Raw genomic sequence first — 16,477 nt, 5'->3', positions numbered from 1 at the left:
TAACGCCCCCGCGCCTGACGCGCTCGATAAACAATCGCGTCCCGCTGGGCTGCAGCGCTTCGACCTGACTCACGGTCTTGCCGCAGACCATGCTTTCCGGCGTGACACGATAGGCGCGCAGCTCATACCGATGCCAGGCCTGGCCTGCACCACCCAGCTCCTTTGTACCGCCCAGACTGGCGTCATACTCCTTGCATGCTGCGACCAGGTCGATGCGCAGCAACTTCGGTCCTACAACCGCGAGGATCACCGCCGAGCCTACCGTGCCGAAAATGTAGGATATGGCATAGGCGGTAGGCATCGCATCCAGCAGCGTCCTGGCCTGCTCGGGCGGCAGCCCCAGTCGGCTAATGGCGTCTGTCGCAAGGCCCATCGAAGCCGAAATGGTCTGGGAGCCAGCAAGGAGGCCGGCACCCGACCCAATGTCGTAGCCCCCCAGCTTCACGGCGAGAACCACTGAGGCCAAAGACAGTCCACACTGGACGATCGCGAACAGTGCTTGTGGCAGGCCATCTTTCGCGATACCACGCATGAACTGCGGACCAACCCCGTAGCCTACGGCAAACAGGAACATCAGGAAGAACACCGCCTTAACGTTTGGAGAGACCGTAATATGTAGTTGCCCAATCGCGATGGCGGCCAACAAGGTTGCCGTCACCGCGCCCAAACTGAAACCCTTGAAGCTCTTGCCGCCAATCCAGTAGCCAACGCCGAGTGACATAAATATGGCAACTTCGGGGTAGTGTCGCAATGTTGCTGTTAGCCAGGACATAATTACCCTCGTCTCCGGTTGCCTCGATAACTCAGGGCGCACGTAGTCGCGTTTGTCAACGGATCAGTCACTTGCCAAGCCTCATTAATCATCAATCTCTGTGTTGCCGCGGTGTTGACTTGGATCAATGGTCTGAGATGCACCTTCTGCGTTTCGCGCGACAGCTGCGTTATGTTCGAAGCTAGTCGTCGGCGGGGCATACATTTTGCTGGCCAACGCAAGCAGTCCGCTGCCGCCGGCAGGGCACTACGTCGCGGGCGCTGATTTCCTCAATCGCACTTACGTAAAGTCCGTGGCGCTCATGATGCGGGCATTTCGAAGACGTGGCCGCTCGCAGATCAAGGTGTGGGCAGACGATATCCCCTCGAACGGGTCCTTGCGACTAACCTGTCGATCGAAATTGAGCATTAGACCCTTCAACGATCGCTCTAGCAACCGCGGATCAGCCATGCCGAGCTGTTTCTGATATTTGCACAGCCAGAGTGGCTGTCGCGGCGGCACGCACTGGTTGGTTCGCGTCGCTGAAATTCCAACCGTAGTCCGTATTTTTCTGCTCGGGTGTACAACTGCATTTTCCTGACGATGTTGAATCCGCCAGCGTTCGAGTACTCGAACGCTGGCGATCTGCTTCATGTGGTGCCGACTCACCGAGACAAAGACAACCACGTCGTCACGCTCCCGCTCCGTGCGTTCTCAACACTTGGTCACCGTCGAGTTCTCCTCGGCATGCTTGTGCAGCGCTGGTGGCTTCGCATTTCCGCCGTTTTTTTCGAGGAACTCGCAGGCATTGACGATGTCGTCTGCAAGCAGTTCCGCCACATTCCGGTTGATATGTGGCCGCACCACCACGCGTAGGCTTGTCACCTCCTCGGCATTGGGCGGCATCGAGTATGCTGCGAGTACCCAGCCTTTTTCCCGTACTTTGTTCGAGACATCGAATTCGTTGAAGTTCTTTACCTTCTTGTCGAGCGTCACCGCTACCACGGGTATTCGCTGCGCTTCGTTCATGACCGTGAAGTAGCCGCTATTCACGAGAATTTCGCGCAGCGCGATGGCATTGTCCAACGTGTGCTGCATGACCCTTCTGTAACCTTCGAATCCCTGGCGAAGGAACATGTAGTACTGCACCGCAACCTGAAAGGCGTTGCGGCTGAAATTCAACGTCGCGGTCGGCATTTCGCCACCGAGGTAGTTGACGTAGAAAACCAGCTCCTCGTTAAATACTTTGCGCTCGCGGAAAATGATCCAGCCGAGGCCAGGGGGAACAAGGCCGTACTTGTGTCCCGACGCATTGATGGACTGCACGCGCGGCAGCCGGAAGTCCCATTTGTAGTCAGGGTAAAGGAACGGATTGACGAATCCTCCCGACGCGCCATCGATGTGCATGGGAATCGAAATGCCGGTACGCTTCTCGTAGTCGTCCAGCCAGTCGTGAATGCCCTGAATGTCGTCGTCCTCGCCGGTGAATGTTTGTCCCGCGATGGCGACAACCGCAATGGTATTTTCGTCCACGTACTTATCGAGATGTTCCGCCGTCAACCGGTAGTTGCCCGGACTCAGCGGCACGATGCGCGGTTGGACATCGAAATAGCGAAAAAACTTTTTCCATACGATCTGCACATTTCCGCCGGTGACCATATTTGGCTTACTCGCGTCTTTTCCTTCCGCTTCCCTTCTCTTGCGCCAGTTCCACTTGTGCGCGAGGCCGCCGAGCATGCACGCCTCGGACGAGCCCACCGTCGCCGTGCCGTACGGCTCCACGCCTTTCGGGCCGTTCCATAGCTGATGCAACCACCTGACCATCCGCGTTTCCATCGCGAACACCTGTGGATACATGTCATGGTCGATGTAGTTCTTGAATATGTTGCGCTTCGCCGTCTCCGCAGCCTCCGGCTCGGCCCAGGTGGTGACGAACGACGACATGTTTAGCATCGGGTTCGCGTCGGTCCACTCGGCGCTAATGACGACCGCGGCCGCCGCGCGCGCGGACATCCCGTCTTTCGGAAATTCGTTCTCTGGGATCGGATAGTTGAATTCGTCATAGGGTGTGATCTTCTCGCTGTCCGTAGTCATCTAGTACTCCCTGATGGAGAAAGGTTGGATGCAAAGGCCGCCGTAACCGGCTGGATCGCCCGGTTGGCCGGGGACGGGACTTACAGCACCCTGTTCTTGTCAAGCTTGTTGCCGGTCGCGGCGTTGTAGCGCTCGACATAATCGGCAAGCAGCGCTCGAATGGCGTGGCCTATCTTCCGATAGTCGGACTCGTTCAGGTTCGCAAGCGATACGCGGCCGGAAGGATGCGGCGTGCCGAATCCCCGCCCCGGCAACAGCACCACGCGCGCTTCCCGGGCCAGTCTGAACAGCAGTTCCGACGGCTCGGTATTCTTCATGAGCCACTCGACAAAATCGCGTCCGTACGCACGTTCGCCGAGAAACTCCAGGTCGAGAATCGTGTAGTAGTCGACCTGGTTTGTGTCGTTGTCGTCGAATGAGATGCCGATCTCTTCGTAAAGCGCACGCTTGCGGCTGCGGATCAGGCGCTTCAGCGCTTTTTTATAGGCGTCCGGCGTGTCCATCAGTGAGAACAGCGAGAACAGCACCATCTGCACCTGCTGCGGAGTCGACAGGCCGGCAGTGTGATTCAGCGCCACCGTGCGGCTGTCCGCGACCAAGCGGTCAATGAACTTTAGCTTGTCGGGCTCAGTCGTGATCGATTCGTAACGCTTGTGTAGCTCCTTCCTGGCGTCCCCGGGCAGTTCGGCGATCAGCTTGTCGAGCACGTTGTCGCGATGTGTAGCGATTGCGCCGAGACGCCAGCCGGTCGCGCCGAAATACTTGGAGTACGAATACACGAGGATGGTGTTTTTCGGAGCGAGAGCGAACAGCGAGACGAAGCCGTCGGCGAAGGTGCCGTACACGTCGTCGGTCAGCAGGACCAGGTCAGGCCGTTCCTTGACGATGTCGGCAATGTACTGAAGACTTTCGTCGCTGATCCGCACCGACGGCGGGTTGCTCGGATTCACGAGAAAGAACGCCTTCACTTTCGGGTCGCGCAGTTTGTCGAGTTCCTCGTTCGAGTATTGCCAGTTTTTTTCCACGTCCGCATTGACCTCGACGACCTTCAACTGATAGTCGTTGAGATGCGGAATCTCGATATATGGCGTAAAGATCGGCATGCCGAGCGCGATCGTATCGCCGGGCTTGATCAGCCGGTTCTCGCGCATCGTGTTGAAGATGTAGGTCATCGCGGCTGTGCCGCCCTCCACCGCGAAGATATCGAACTCGCCGATGAACGGATGGTCGCCGATCATCTCGCGGCGCAGATACTGGCCGACGATGACCTCCGACAGCTTCAGCATTCGGTCGGGCACCGGATAGTTCGACGCGAGAATGCCCTCGCACATCTCATACAGGAAGTCGGCTGCCGACAGTCCGAGCTGATCCCGCACATACGATACGGCGCTAGCCAGAAAGTCGATGCCCGGCACGCCTTTGTTCTCGCGAAGGAACAGATCGAACCGCTCGCCAAGCCCTTCGCGCTTCGGAAAGCCGCCGACGCCTTCCGGCATATAGGCAAACGAGCGTTCCGCCTCGCGCATCGCAAACAGACCGAGTTGCCAGAAACCGTGGCGCGGAATGGTCGCGACGAAGTTGGGATTTCCGCGCCCGGCATTGAGCATCGCGAGGTTCGCCGCTCGCTCAACCGCGCCGCCGCCCGCCGCCTTGATCAATTCGTCTTTCAGTTCAAACGGACTGAGTGCGGCCAGCCCCGCCGCTTTCTCGGCATCCTGCATTTCCCGCTTGCTCATTTGCGTTCTCCAGAACGAGGTTTGCCGGATCGGCTCGCCCCTCGTTACGCTTCCGACTCACGCTAGAATCATGATGATGACCATGCCCCAGATCGTCAGGAGCGTATTACCTACCGCGTAGGTAACGGTGTAGCCCAGTCCCGGGATCTGGCTTTTCGCTGCGTCACAGATCATCCCCAGCGCCGCGGTCGTGGTTCTTGCACCGGCACACACGCCGAGCAGGATGGCCGGATGGAAATGAAAGACGTAGCGCGCGATTAGCATGCCGAGGACCAGCGGCACAGTGGTGGCCATGATCCCCCACAGGAACAGACCGACGCCGAGATGCTGCAGCCCGGCGACAAACCCAGGCCCAGCCGTAAGACCCACCACTGCGATGAACACATTCAGACCGACCGAGTTCATGAACCATACGGTGGGCTCCGGAATCCGGCCGAAGGTTGGGTGGATCGCGCGCAGCCAGCCGAACACGAGGCCTGCGATCAGTGCTCCGCCGGCCGTCGACAACGTGATCGGGACACCTGCGACGTTGATGACGATCGCACCCACCAGTGCGCCGACGGTGATCGCGAGGGCGACGAACGCTACGTCCGTCATGTTGGTTGGCCGGTCCAGCACGCCAAGCACCTTCGCGGCGGCACTCGTGTCCTGGGTCCGTCCGACGATCGTTATTGTGTCGCCACGATGCAGCTTCGTATTGGGCAGTACCGGAATCTGCGTTTCCGTGGGTCCCCGCTTGATTTTCCGGAGATAGACGCCGCGCGCAAGCGGCAAGCCTGCAAGCTCCTGCAAGGTCTTGCCATCCACCGCCTTGCTGGTGACGTAGACATCCACGCCTTCGGCCGGTACTGCCAGGAGTTCGGGATCGTCCACTTCCAGTGCCCGCGCTCTGCGAACCGCGACGGCCTGATTGTCCGAGTCCTCCCCGGTCGCGCCGCGGGCCCCGAGCACAGAGAGCAGCTGGTCACGAGGACCGGCTATCGCGACGACATCGTCAACCTGCAGAACCAGATCGAGGGTCGCCTCCTGGACCGTGCCCCCGCGTCTCACTCGTTCGATGAACAAGCGCGTGTTTTCAGGCTGGAGCGCTTCAACCTGACTGACCGTTTTGCCGCACACGACGCTGTCCGGCACAACCCGAAAAGCACGCAATTCGTACCGGTGCCAGGCCTGGCCGGCGCCGCCAAGTTCCTTGCTTCCACCGAGACTCGCCTCGTATTCCTTGCATGCCGCGACCAGATCGATGCGCAACAGCTTCGGGCCGAGCGTCGCGAGGATCAGTGCAGATCCGATCGTGCCAAAAATATAAGAGATCGCGTAGGCGGTCGGCATCGCGTCGAGAACGACTTTGGTCTGATCGGGCGGTAACGCCAGCCGGTTGATGGCATCCGTCGCAAGCCCCATTGAGGCTGATATTGTCTGCGAGCCGGCGAAGAGTCCAGCCGCCGATCCGAGGTCGTAGCCAGCCAGTTTCGCTGCAAGAATCACCGAGCCCAACGACAGCAGACACTGCACGATAGCGAAGAGTGCCTGCGGCAAGCCGTCCTTGGCGATGCCGCGCACAAACTGCGGTCCCACGCCGTAGCCCACGGCAAACAGGAACATCAGGAAGAACACCGACTTGACGTTGGGCGATACGGTGATATGAAGCTGCCCAATCGCAATGGCAGCCAACAGCGTTGCCGTGACTGCGCCCAGACTGAACCCCTTAAAGCTCTTTCCGCCGACCCAATAGCCGATCGCGAGTGACAGGAATATCGCGATCTCGGGATAGTGTTGTAGCGTTGCAGCTATCCATGCCATTTCAGTCCTCGTCTGCGGTTCACCCGTTGACACCAATGTGCCGGGGGGGCGTCCGTAAATCTTCGTCGCCATTCATCCGGAGATTGATCGAATGCGCGGATCGGTCTTTCTCCATTGTTACGGTGGCTCTTTTCGCGGCAGTAAGCAATACAACCTTGGTCCTATGATCCAGCACCGGGTCAGTCAGACACTTTACGCAGCGACTCAGTGCACAGCTTTGGCCTGGACTTCTGCATCCGACTCATCGTGTACCGGCCAACTTTCATTCCTGCACTTGTACGCTGTTCGCACGCGCGCCTTCGCCCTGTTCACGTTCATTCGCGGTTTCTTTTCGCAAGCCCGCTTCCGGTGCGCCACCCAGCCCCTGCGTGTCCGGGATGCGAGCCAGTGCGAGATCCTCCTCGAACATATGTTCGCGCATCATCGCGGCATCCAGCAGGCCCAGCTCGCGGCGCAATGCCGCGTGGCGGGCCGCGGGCAGCGTCTTCGTCAGGTTCTCGATCATTGCACGCTGACGCCGTACGATCTGCAAACTGCCAGCGCCGCACTGCCGTATTTCCCTGAAGCTGATGTGCACATAGTCGTCCCAGTCCGGCGTGCGAAAGAGCACGCGAGGTTTCCCGCTCTCGTCGCACACGACCCGGTTCGCAAGAGAGCGCTTCCCGACCAGACGGAGCAGCCTGTGCAACTGGTCGATGGCCAGCACGGCGGTCGTGGGATCATTGATCGCGGGAGACAGTGCCTTTATCGCGATATCGACTTCGATCCGGAATGCGAACATGGGATCCTGCTCCATCGTCCTTTCCGAGCCGAGTGCAACGAGGTTTTGCAAGCGCCGTTCGCTGATCGTATCGCTGCTTCCGGTCAGGTAGAAGAGCGGTTCGTCCGTGGCAAGAAAATCGCCGACCTGAACGGCGAACTCGATGACACACCCACAACGTCGGGCTTCGCGTGCGAGGCCCCTCAGATTCACCGCCAGCACGACACCGGATCGCCCCCTATGACAGACAATGCGTGGCCCCGTCTCATCGTTGCTGGCCCCGCTTTTCCCGTCTGCGCTTGCGATCGACTGCTGCGAGCGCGATGCCCATTCATGCACGGCTGACGGATTCGCGTGCCTCTGCTCTTCGTCGAAGGGATAAGGATAAATGCTATCGATGGCGGTAAATCCCTGCTCTGCCACGCGGCCTATCAGGCTGACAGGCCGCATCAGCCGCGCGGAATAGTCAATCAGCAGAATGAATGCGATGAGTGATGCGAGTCCGATCGTCGTCGCAAGGAACACCTGCAATTGTGGCACTAGCGCAGATTGGCCCAGTTCGGCCATGGTCCTGTGCGTCCACAGCAGCGAAAAGACAAACAGCCCCACGATCCATCGAATTACGTTATCCCGCAGGAGAGTGGTCGCAATGATGCGAGGTGTGTATTGTCCACCCGCGACCTGGATGGCTACCAGCATCGAGCCGAAACTGAACACCAGACACGACAGATTGAGGGTGAAGATTCGCTCGAGAATCGAATGCGCTTCCTCTGCATTGACGGCAAAGAACCCGCTTTTCAGATCATACGCATGATGGGCAACCAACCACGCGCCGACGTATTCGGCAATGCGCTTCAAGACGAAGCCAGCCGTCATGGCGAGAATCGGCACGATCCACAGCGATGACCTAACATAGCTGATCACGCTGTATTTTCTGTTCCAGGCCATACCCGTCTCCTGGGGCAGAGGTCGGAAATGCTCGCCACCTGGGCGCACATCTTCATGGCTCCGCGACCGTCTCAAGCAACCGGCGCTGCGCCGGGCACGTTTCTGGTTCGTGAAAAGACGGAGGTCGCGATCTTTGTGTCGATTCCGAAGAGGAACTCTTCGATCACATCGTCCACTGAGATGCCGCGCCCGACGTCACCGATCTGCTGTTCCAGACCCTCTGCACGCAGGATTTCCCGTGCACTACCGTGGGCGGCAACGATCCTCATGCTTATTCCGGCTGCGGCAAGAGCAGCATGCAATGTCGAAAGCATGCGTGCACCCGCAATGTCCACCGACGGTGAGTTGGAGAGATCACATATCACAAGCTTGATGGATGCCGTGTTCGACTGGATCGACTCCCATACGGTCGCTCGCACATGTTCAGCGTTGAAATAAAGCAGTGAAGCTTCGACGCGGAAAATCAACACGCCGGGGACCGTCTCGTTATCGGGATGGCGCTCGACGTCCGAATAGCGATGCGTGCCGGGAATGCGCCCGAGGATCGCCACATGCGGATGCGCAGCGCGCCTGATAAGCAGCAACATCGACGCGAGCACAGCGAAGATCACACCCTTCAGGATGCCAAGCAGCAAGACGGCCGCAAAGGCGACCATAGACACGAAAAACTCATAACGACTAACGCGCCAAACGTGACGCAGTTCGCGAATGTCCACCAGCCCTTTGACCGCCACCAGCACGATCGCGGCAAGCACCACATTCGGCAGATTGGTGAGCAGGCCCGTCAGGAACATCAGGCACAAACCGATTGCAATCGAAGCGAACACCAGCGCAAGCGGCGTCCTTGCGCCGGCCTTGTCGTTGACGGATGACTGAGACAGGCCGCCGGCCACCGGATAGCCCTGAAAAAGACCTGTAGCGAGATTGGCCGCGCCTAAACCCAGCAACTCCTGACGTGGATCGATCTCATAACCGTGCTTTTTCGCAATGGCACGCGCCGCAGAAACGCTTTCCACATACGACAACAATAGGCATGCGAAGGCTAACGGAACAATACCGTCCACGTCGCGAACACGCAGCGCGGGAAAATGAAATTGTGGCAAGCCCCGGGGCAAGGTGCCCACGACCTTGAAGCCCATTTCACTGAGCGGCGTCACCGAAAGCACTACGATGGACAGCACCACGACAAACAATGCGACGGGTCGCCCGGGCAGAAATTTTTCACCTAGCACCAGTAGCGCGAGAGCGCAGAGACCAAACCCGAGCACAACGACATGCGTGTCGGGAAGCTGGCTGGCGAGAATCATAACGCGGTCGAAAAACTGCTCGCCGCCCCCCTTGACCCCAAACAGCTTGGGCAATTGGGTCAGCGCGATGGTGAGCGCCGCGCCCGCCTTGAAGCCGAGCAGTATCGTCTCACTGATGAAGTTGACAAGCGAGCTTAAACGCAGAATCCACGCAATCAAGCACATGAATGCAATCAATATCGCAGTCAGGGCAGCAATCGACGCGAATCGTGCAGGATCGCCGCCCGCCATTTCCGCGACGGTCACACCGACGAGCATCGAGATGGCGGAGGTCGGGCCGATGGCTAGTTGATGCGACGAGCCGAACAGCGCGTAGAACAGCCCCCCAGCGAGATAGCAATAGATGCCGTATTGCGGTGGCAGGCCCGCAAGCGTCGCATAGGCAAGCGATACGGGTATCCCATAGGCAGCAAGCGTTACCCCCGCTATCGCATCGGATGACAGCCACTGCAACCGATAGCGCGGCAGCCATTGCGCCGGCGGAAAGACGGCGCGCCAACCTTTAGCGGGTGTCTTGTTAGCGACATCGACGAAGGGGGTATGTTCTTCTGCAGACATCGCTTTCTCCTTTCGGACAGCTGATCCATAACCGGACCCCAACGATCGTTCAAGTCTCGTTACCGACGGAGTAGGTGGCCATCATCGGAGACGAATTTCCCGGCGCTCATGGTGAAGCGTGCACGCATGCTGTACGCGCTTGCCTCGACTATGGTGATGTTGCGCAAGTCGATCCGGGTTCTCCACTGGCCGCCAAGCTGGCAATCTCTTCATGGATATTCAATCGCCACAGCCCGCCCAAAGAAAGCCTGATTCGCTGCCCTTCATAGGGGAGCGACCCATATTGCTGCACGGCCTGCAAAATATGTCGTTTTCCCAATTGAAAAGCTAGACGAATCTGTGCGTCAGTAGTGTCGGCTGCCCCAAGCGAATCGCGCAGCGCTTCATACGAGATCGCAAATGAGCGGTATCCCCACCCAAAACCGTATGCGGCAAACCACACCGCGGAATCATTCGATAGTACGGGCTCTGTCATCCCGATCAATGGCTCATTCATGACCTATCACTCTGCTGAACACATTACGTCGGCGACCGGTAACCTGCCGGGGTGATAACGTAGTCGGCGTCCAGGCGGCGCCACACGAGGCGGGGAGGTTAATCCCCGACGCCAGGGACTTACGCCAGCATCACAACGCCATCAGGGATTTCGCTGCCGCTGCATGACATTAGAAACAATAGGCTTCGGTGCAGCAGCGAAATTGACTTATGTCAATTCTATTTCGGCGCACAGGCGATTGGATGCGCGTGTTCATGTTCACTGCAAGCTCACGTCAGTACACCGGTCGCCTGGCATCTCATCCGAGCTTGCTGCTGAAAATAGCAGTGCCGAAACGAGGAATCGGTTTGACGTAGATCAAGGGATTGGAGGAGGGGGCATGCTATTTCTGGGCGTGACCCGAATGGAGACCATCCGGAATCAGGTCAGGTTTCATTTGCCGCCTCAAGGGGCGGTACAACATGCGTGCGGCGATGCCGCAACCTCCAGGGCACGCCCATCGTCGGGAAAATCCAGCCAGAGCAGGCGCGTGGGGAAAAGCAGCGGCGAAAGGACGTAGCAGCCGCTCTCCTGCATGCCGGAAGCGATTGGTCGAAGCGACACCAGCAGGTGATCGAGCTGACAGGGGCCGCTGATCGCCGACATGATCATCGATCGGACTACCCGGTCGTCGATCGAGCCGGTGCAATGCTTACCGCACGCGAATGCGTATTCGGACATATTCTGGCCACCGTGCCTGCTGACCATCGGTCTAAAGTCCTATTGCCGGGCGCTGGCGACGCGCCGATAGTGGGCGAAAGAACGCAATTCCGCAGCGGCTGGACGGTATGGAGGTGACATCATATCCAAGGTGCCTGACGAGGCCAAGAAGAGCGAAGGGGCGCGAGCGGAAAAGCTCGATAACAAGACCTATCTGAAGGAACTGGAGCGGCTGCACGTCGAGCTCGTCAGACTTCAGGAGTGGGCGGTGAAAAGCGGCGCGAAGGTGTGTGAGCTTGCCCCCGAAAAACGAATCCCTTGCTGAGCAGGTAAACTCAAGCAAGGAGAAGAAGAACGATGACGAGCAAGGCAAAGCGAGCGCAGTACACGCTCGAGTTCAAAATGGAAGCGGTGCGACTGGTCAAGGCAGGACAAAGCATGGCGGCGGCGGCGGCGACACTGGGGGTGGTTGAACAGACGCTGTACAACTGGGTGAAGGCTGACCGGGAAGGCAAGCTGGCGGGAGCAGGCACGAAGCCTGTGAGCCCGGAACAGATGGAACTGGCGCGGCTGCGTGCCGAAGTGGCTCGCCTGAAGATGGAGCGAGATATTTTAAAAAAAGCGGCCGCGTGTGTGCTATGAAAGCTGTTTGATCGATGAGGGTGGGCCCCTCGATGCCGTCTTTCAGGAGAAGGCATCAAACCACTTCAAGCTGCTGCGTTTAAGAGACGTGGTGGTGAGCGTTGAAGAAAAGGCGCAGTGAATGCGTCAGGTATGGAATAACGAGACGAGCGCAAGCGAACCGTCGATGAGGTGTCGATAGCTTTTTCCACCCGTCGTCAAAACCAGGGTCCACGCTGCACCCTGGGACAAACCAAGCGGGAGCCTGATGACTGGCTTGGTGGCGACCGGCATATAGACGGCGTGACGATACTCCAGGCGATTGAACGGAACATAGGAACCTGTCATCTCGATGCGAAGGGAGAAGCTTGATTTGAAGGACTCGAAGAAAGCGAGAGTACCGATGCGGGGTACAGGGACGGAGCATTTCGTAGTAGCGGTGAAGCCTCGTAATGGGGGCGGAGCGAAGGGAATGCGTCGTCCGGCAAGACCCGTCGGCCAACCAGAGAATGGGATGAGCCGATGAGTCGAGCCCGGCCGTTTGCAATAACGAAGCAGTCTGTGTGGGCAGCATGGCTTCAGGTGAAAGCGAACCATGGCGCGCATGGTGTGGACGGGCAAACCATCGAGGCATTTGAAGAGCGGCTTGGACGCAATCTGTACAAGCTGTGGAACCGGATGTCTTCAGGGAGCTACTTCCCCCCGCCGGTGCGCGGCGTGGAAATTCCGAAGGGCAATGACAGGAATCGCAAGCGGTTACTGGGAATTCCAACAGTGGCGGACCGCGTTGCCCAGGCGGTTGTGCGCAATTATCTTGAAGCGCAGGTAGAGCCCTGCTTCCATCCGGATTCCTATGCTTACCGTCCTTCCAGGTCGGCGCTGGATGCGATTGCTGCTGTTCGGAGCCGTTGCTGGAAATACGATTGGGTACTGGAATTTGACATCAAAGGTGCGTTTGACCACGTTGACCACGAACTCATGATGAAAGCGGTGCGGCAGCATGCCCGTTGCACATGGGCGGAGCTGTACGTCGAACGCTGGTTGAAGGCGCCAATGATGAGGGGGCAGGAAATGGTGTCGCGGACGCAGGGCACGCCGCAGGGTGGTGTCGTCAGCCCGGTGCTGTTTAATCTCTACATGCATTATGCCTTTGATAGCTGGATGGCGAGGCACTTTCCGGAAACGTCCTTCGTGCGGTACGCCGACGATGGATTGGTCCACTGTAAAAGTGAAGCCGAAGCCAGACGGTTGCTGGAGGCAATCGGTGCGCGTCTCAAGGCCTGTGGCCTGGAACTGCATCCTGAGAAGACGAGGATCGTGTACTGCCGGGATGGGAATCGCAAGAAAGACTATCCCTACACGAGCTTCGACTTTCTGGGATACACCTTCCGTGGCCGGCTGGCCAAAAGCAAGCGCGGCATCTACTTCAACAGCTTCAGTCCTGCGCTCAGCAGCAAGGCCGCGAAGCGCATTCGCGAGAAAATGCGGCTGTGGGACATCGGCCGCTGGACAGATGCTGGGATTGAAGACATTGCCGAGCGGGTCAATCCAGCCCTGCGCGGATGGTGGAACTATTACGCGGCGTTCTATATGAGCGTATTCAAACGCGTGGTCGGCCACCTCAACGACATTCTGGCGAAATGGGCGGCGCGCAAGTACCGTCGGTTCAAACGAAGTCGTGCCAAGGCTCGGACGTGGCTCAGGCTGTTGGCGGCGCGTGCACCGGATCTGCTGTATCACTGGAAGGTGGGGGTATTGCCTCCGGCTGGATGACAAGAGCCGTATGAATCGAGAGATTCACGTACGGATCTGTGAGGGCCTGGCGGGGAAGTTCCGCCGGGCTACTCGACTCTTCGCGAAGGACCTCCTGTGAAGTTCGCTTGGATTGACACACAGTGCCGGCAATACCCGCTTGCGGCGCTGTGCGAGGTCCTTGGCGTGAGCGTGAACGGCTATCGTGCGTGGAAGCGCGGCGGCACGCCCGAGCGTCAGCGGCTGACCGATGCGCAGTTGCTCACGTTGATTCGGACGATTCACGCCGAGGTCAAAGGCGCCTACGGCTCGCCGCGCATGACCGAAGAGGTTCGCTCTCGAGGCTTCCCAGCCAGCAAGGCACGGGTCGAGCGGTTGATGAGCGCCAACGGTATTCGGGCCCGCCACAAGCGCCGTTACCGCGTGACAACCGATTCCCGGCACAAACTGCCGGTCGCGCCGAACGTATTGAACCGCAACTTCACGCCGGTCGAGCCCAATCAGGTGTTCACCTCGGACATCACGTACATCTGGACCGACGAAGGTTGGCTGTACCTGGCCGTCACGCTGGACCTGTTCAATCGGGAGGTCGTGGGCTGGTCCGTCCAGCCGCGCATGACGACGGAACTCGTAACCGACGCGCTGACGATGGCATGGTTCCGCCGCCGGCCCGCGCCCGGCGCGCTGCATCATTCGGATAGAGGCCCAATACGCCAGCCACGACTTCCAGCGCAAGCTGAACTCGTACGGCATGCAATGCTCGATGAGCCGCAAAGGCAGTTGCTGGGATAACGCGCCGACGGAAAGCTTCTTCAACAGCCTGAAGAACGAGCGCGTACATGGCACGAGGTATCGCACGCATCGCGAAGCCGTCGCGGACTTGTTCGAATACATCGAAGTGTTTTATAACCGTAGTCGTCGTCATTCATCGCTCGGCTTCATGTCGCCAACCCAGTTCATGCAAGACTGGCTTACGGCTCAGCGGACAAGGGATGCGGCTGCATAACCCGGGGCCTCTGGAAGGCGAAAAACCGGGGGAACCTCAGCGTCTTTTCGGGACCGGCCATTGAGCACGAAGAGCTGACGGGAAAGCGGATTTCCATGTGCGCGCCTGCGCAGCAAGGCTGCGAGGACGCGCACTACCGGGGCCATACGATCCCTCGCGCCGCGGTCAGATGGCAGTCGCACAGATGCCGCCAGATAATATCGCTGAAGGGCTTGCCTCGCGAATTTTCTCCAGGGAGAATCCGCGCCAGCAATGGTTGCCGGTTCTGGCCAGGCTGGTTGTCTGCCAGCAACCCGGCACCTTGCATGTCCGGCAAAAACCAGCATTGACGCTGGCTTCATGCGGTCGGTGGTATCGCAGCGGACAGAACAGACATGTATCGGGCAATGGCGTCCGGAACGGTAGCCATTCCGGAGACAGCCCATGTTCAGACGCATCCTCCTCGAACTCGCCCGTGTCTTTGTGCCGGCCGGGAGAAAGCCTGGTTTTCCGCCCGCGTACCAGCGCCCCTGCCTCGACGTCCCGTCTACCGATTTCGATGAAGTGGCCATTGATAGCGAAAGCGGTCAGTGCCGATTGCGTGACTGCGCGGGAGTGCGTCTGGGCCGTTCACGCCGTCGCGTCTGGAGAGCGCGGGAAGCACGACGAAAAGCACACCTGCATTGAATGCGTCGCTTTGCCATCACGTGAAAATGAAGCACGATCGCGAGGTCACCGCGCAGCGGAATGAGTAACCGGCGCAGACGTTGCCCAGTGACAGGGATGGCCCGACCTTACGCGGGCCTCTGACAGATCACGCCATACCAGCCTAACCCCCGATATGTCTCGTAGCCTGGCGTCGCAGCGAACGAAACAATCGTTCCGTCTGCTGCCCGATAAAAGCCTGTCTGCCTGCCGTCGGCCTGCAGGCGGAAGCGTTCGGTCAGGAGTCCTTGCCCGTCAGAGGCGGCGATCACGCGAAATGCCGAATCGACGATCATGCAGCGCGAGCGCGTCCATTCCTCATCGCTCAGGCGTACACCCTTGACAACAGCGCCAGCCTGCGGCGCCCAGTCGAAGAAGATAACGAGCGCGCCCAGCACGCGGCCGTTCGCGCGGCCGCCCTCGCGGATCGCGGTGGAGTAGGTCGCCACCTGCGCGTGATGCATCATGGCGAGGGCCTCGACGTCGCATGCGACATAGTCCGCGCCCGAACTGGTTTTCATCGCGGCCCTGAACCAGGCCGCTCCCGCCACGTTCTGGCCGCGCACGGAATACAGGCCAGACCGACCGTTCGTGACGACGAAGCCACGTTCGTCGACTACCCATATATCACGATAAACCGTATAGCTGTCGAGGATCACTGAAAGCCGCTCGCCGGCGTGCTTCGCCGAAGATGCGTCATCGCTGGCGAGGCAATCCACGACGGCTGAGTCGGTTGCCCACCAGCGCACGTCGCACGAGCGCTCATAGAGGTTGCGGTCGATGACGTCAATCATGTTGAGCGCGAGATCGGCGCAGCGCTGGCCATCGTGGGAGCGCAGGCGTTCGATCATGTTGTCGCCTAGCTGCGTAAGCGTGGACAGCGATCCGGCGAGATCCTTGTTCAGATCCGTGGTGATTTCCGAGATACGCCTGGAGACATGCTTGACCTGGTTTGCCACTACCGCGAAGCCTTTGCCCGCGTTTCCCGCGCGCGCTGCTTCGATGAGTGCGTTCAGTGCGAGAAACGTGGTCTCGCGATTGATGTCGTTGATGTCGTTGATCTTGTTCGTCGCAAGGCGCCTGACTTCATGCGTGAGGTCGACGATAGCCTGTGGATTCGACATATGATGGTTCCATGAGTGCGTTACCTTGTCTGCCGGTTACGCAAGCTTTGGGCCTGTTTGCGTTGGAGCACTGGATGCCGAATGCAAACGTTGTCTTCACTTCAATGGAGCAATCAGATCGTCGGATGGCACGGATTT

Annotated in this window: 10 protein-coding genes and 3 pseudogenes; 4 read left to right on the top strand and 9 right to left on the bottom strand. The window is 59.0% G+C overall.

Translation table 11 applies throughout. The annotated features are described in order from the left end of the window. From VMJ11_RS02320 to VMJ11_RS02285, 8 genes and pseudogenes are all read right to left on the bottom strand, one after another. A pseudogene (locus VMJ11_RS02320) lies at positions 1-772 on the bottom strand (aspartate-alanine antiporter); the annotation flags it as partial. A gap of 693 nt (positions 773-1,465) precedes the next feature. After that, positions 1,466-2,845, bottom strand: a complete 1,380-nt coding sequence (locus VMJ11_RS02315; RefSeq protein ID WP_325616520.1) for a glutamate decarboxylase — start codon at positions 2,843-2,845, stop codon at positions 1,466-1,468. 80 nt (positions 2,846-2,925) lie between these two features. Further along, positions 2,926-4,581 (bottom strand): bifunctional aspartate transaminase/aspartate 4-decarboxylase, encoded by a 1,656-nt coding sequence (locus tag VMJ11_RS02310; RefSeq protein WP_325616518.1) that lies wholly within the window; start codon positions 4,579-4,581, stop codon positions 2,926-2,928. 57 nt (positions 4,582-4,638) lie between these two features. Then, positions 4,639-6,384 (bottom strand): aspartate-alanine antiporter, encoded by a 1,746-nt coding sequence (gene aspT / locus VMJ11_RS02305; protein WP_325616516.1) that lies wholly within the window; start codon positions 6,382-6,384, stop codon positions 4,639-4,641. Positions 6,385-6,646: 262 nt separating this feature from the next. Continuing rightward, entirely contained in the window at positions 6,647-8,092 is a 1,446-nt protein-coding gene (locus tag VMJ11_RS02300; RefSeq protein ID WP_325616514.1) for a DUF2254 domain-containing protein, read from the bottom strand. A gap of 71 nt (positions 8,093-8,163) precedes the next feature. Beyond that, on the bottom strand, positions 8,164-9,957 hold the full coding sequence (locus tag VMJ11_RS02295) for a SulP family inorganic anion transporter (protein ID WP_325616512.1): 1,794 nt from the start codon (positions 9,955-9,957) through the stop codon (positions 8,164-8,166). 148 nt (positions 9,958-10,105) lie between these two features. Next, positions 10,106-10,453, bottom strand: a complete 348-nt coding sequence (locus tag VMJ11_RS02290; protein WP_325616510.1) for a hypothetical protein — start codon at positions 10,451-10,453, stop codon at positions 10,106-10,108. A gap of 444 nt (positions 10,454-10,897) precedes the next feature. After that, positions 10,898-11,173, bottom strand: coding sequence for a hypothetical protein (locus tag VMJ11_RS02285; protein WP_325616508.1), 276 nt, complete (start codon positions 11,171-11,173; stop codon positions 10,898-10,900). 130 nt (positions 11,174-11,303) lie between these two features. On the opposite strand from VMJ11_RS02285, the gene VMJ11_RS02280 reads away from it, so the two are divergent. From VMJ11_RS02280 to VMJ11_RS02265, 4 genes and pseudogenes are all read left to right on the top strand, one after another. Continuing rightward, a complete protein-coding gene (locus VMJ11_RS02280; protein ID WP_325616506.1) occupies positions 11,304-11,477 on the top strand; it encodes a hypothetical protein in 174 nt (57 codons plus the stop codon). Positions 11,478-11,509: 32 nt separating this feature from the next. Continuing rightward, a pseudogene (locus tag VMJ11_RS02275) lies at positions 11,510-11,776 on the top strand (transposase); the annotation flags it as partial. A 579-nt stretch (positions 11,777-12,355) separates the two neighbouring features. Next, complete coding sequence (ltrA, locus tag VMJ11_RS02270) at positions 12,356-13,546, top strand: group II intron reverse transcriptase/maturase (RefSeq protein ID WP_349255973.1); 1,191 nt, start codon at positions 12,356-12,358, stop codon at positions 13,544-13,546. 78 nt (positions 13,547-13,624) lie between these two features. Next, a pseudogene (locus VMJ11_RS02265) lies at positions 13,625-14,531 on the top strand (IS3 family transposase); the annotation flags it as partial. 773 nt (positions 14,532-15,304) lie between these two features. Here VMJ11_RS02265 and VMJ11_RS02260 read toward each other — a convergent pair. Further along, entirely contained in the window at positions 15,305-16,339 is a 1,035-nt protein-coding gene (locus tag VMJ11_RS02260; protein WP_325616502.1) for a methyl-accepting chemotaxis protein, read from the bottom strand. Positions 16,340-16,477 lie beyond the last annotated feature (138 nt).

Source organism: Paraburkholderia sp. (assembly GCF_035501035.1).
Lineage (GTDB): Bacteria > Pseudomonadota > Gammaproteobacteria > Burkholderiales > Burkholderiaceae > Paraburkholderia.
This window is presented reverse-complemented; position numbering and strand designations above follow the sequence as displayed.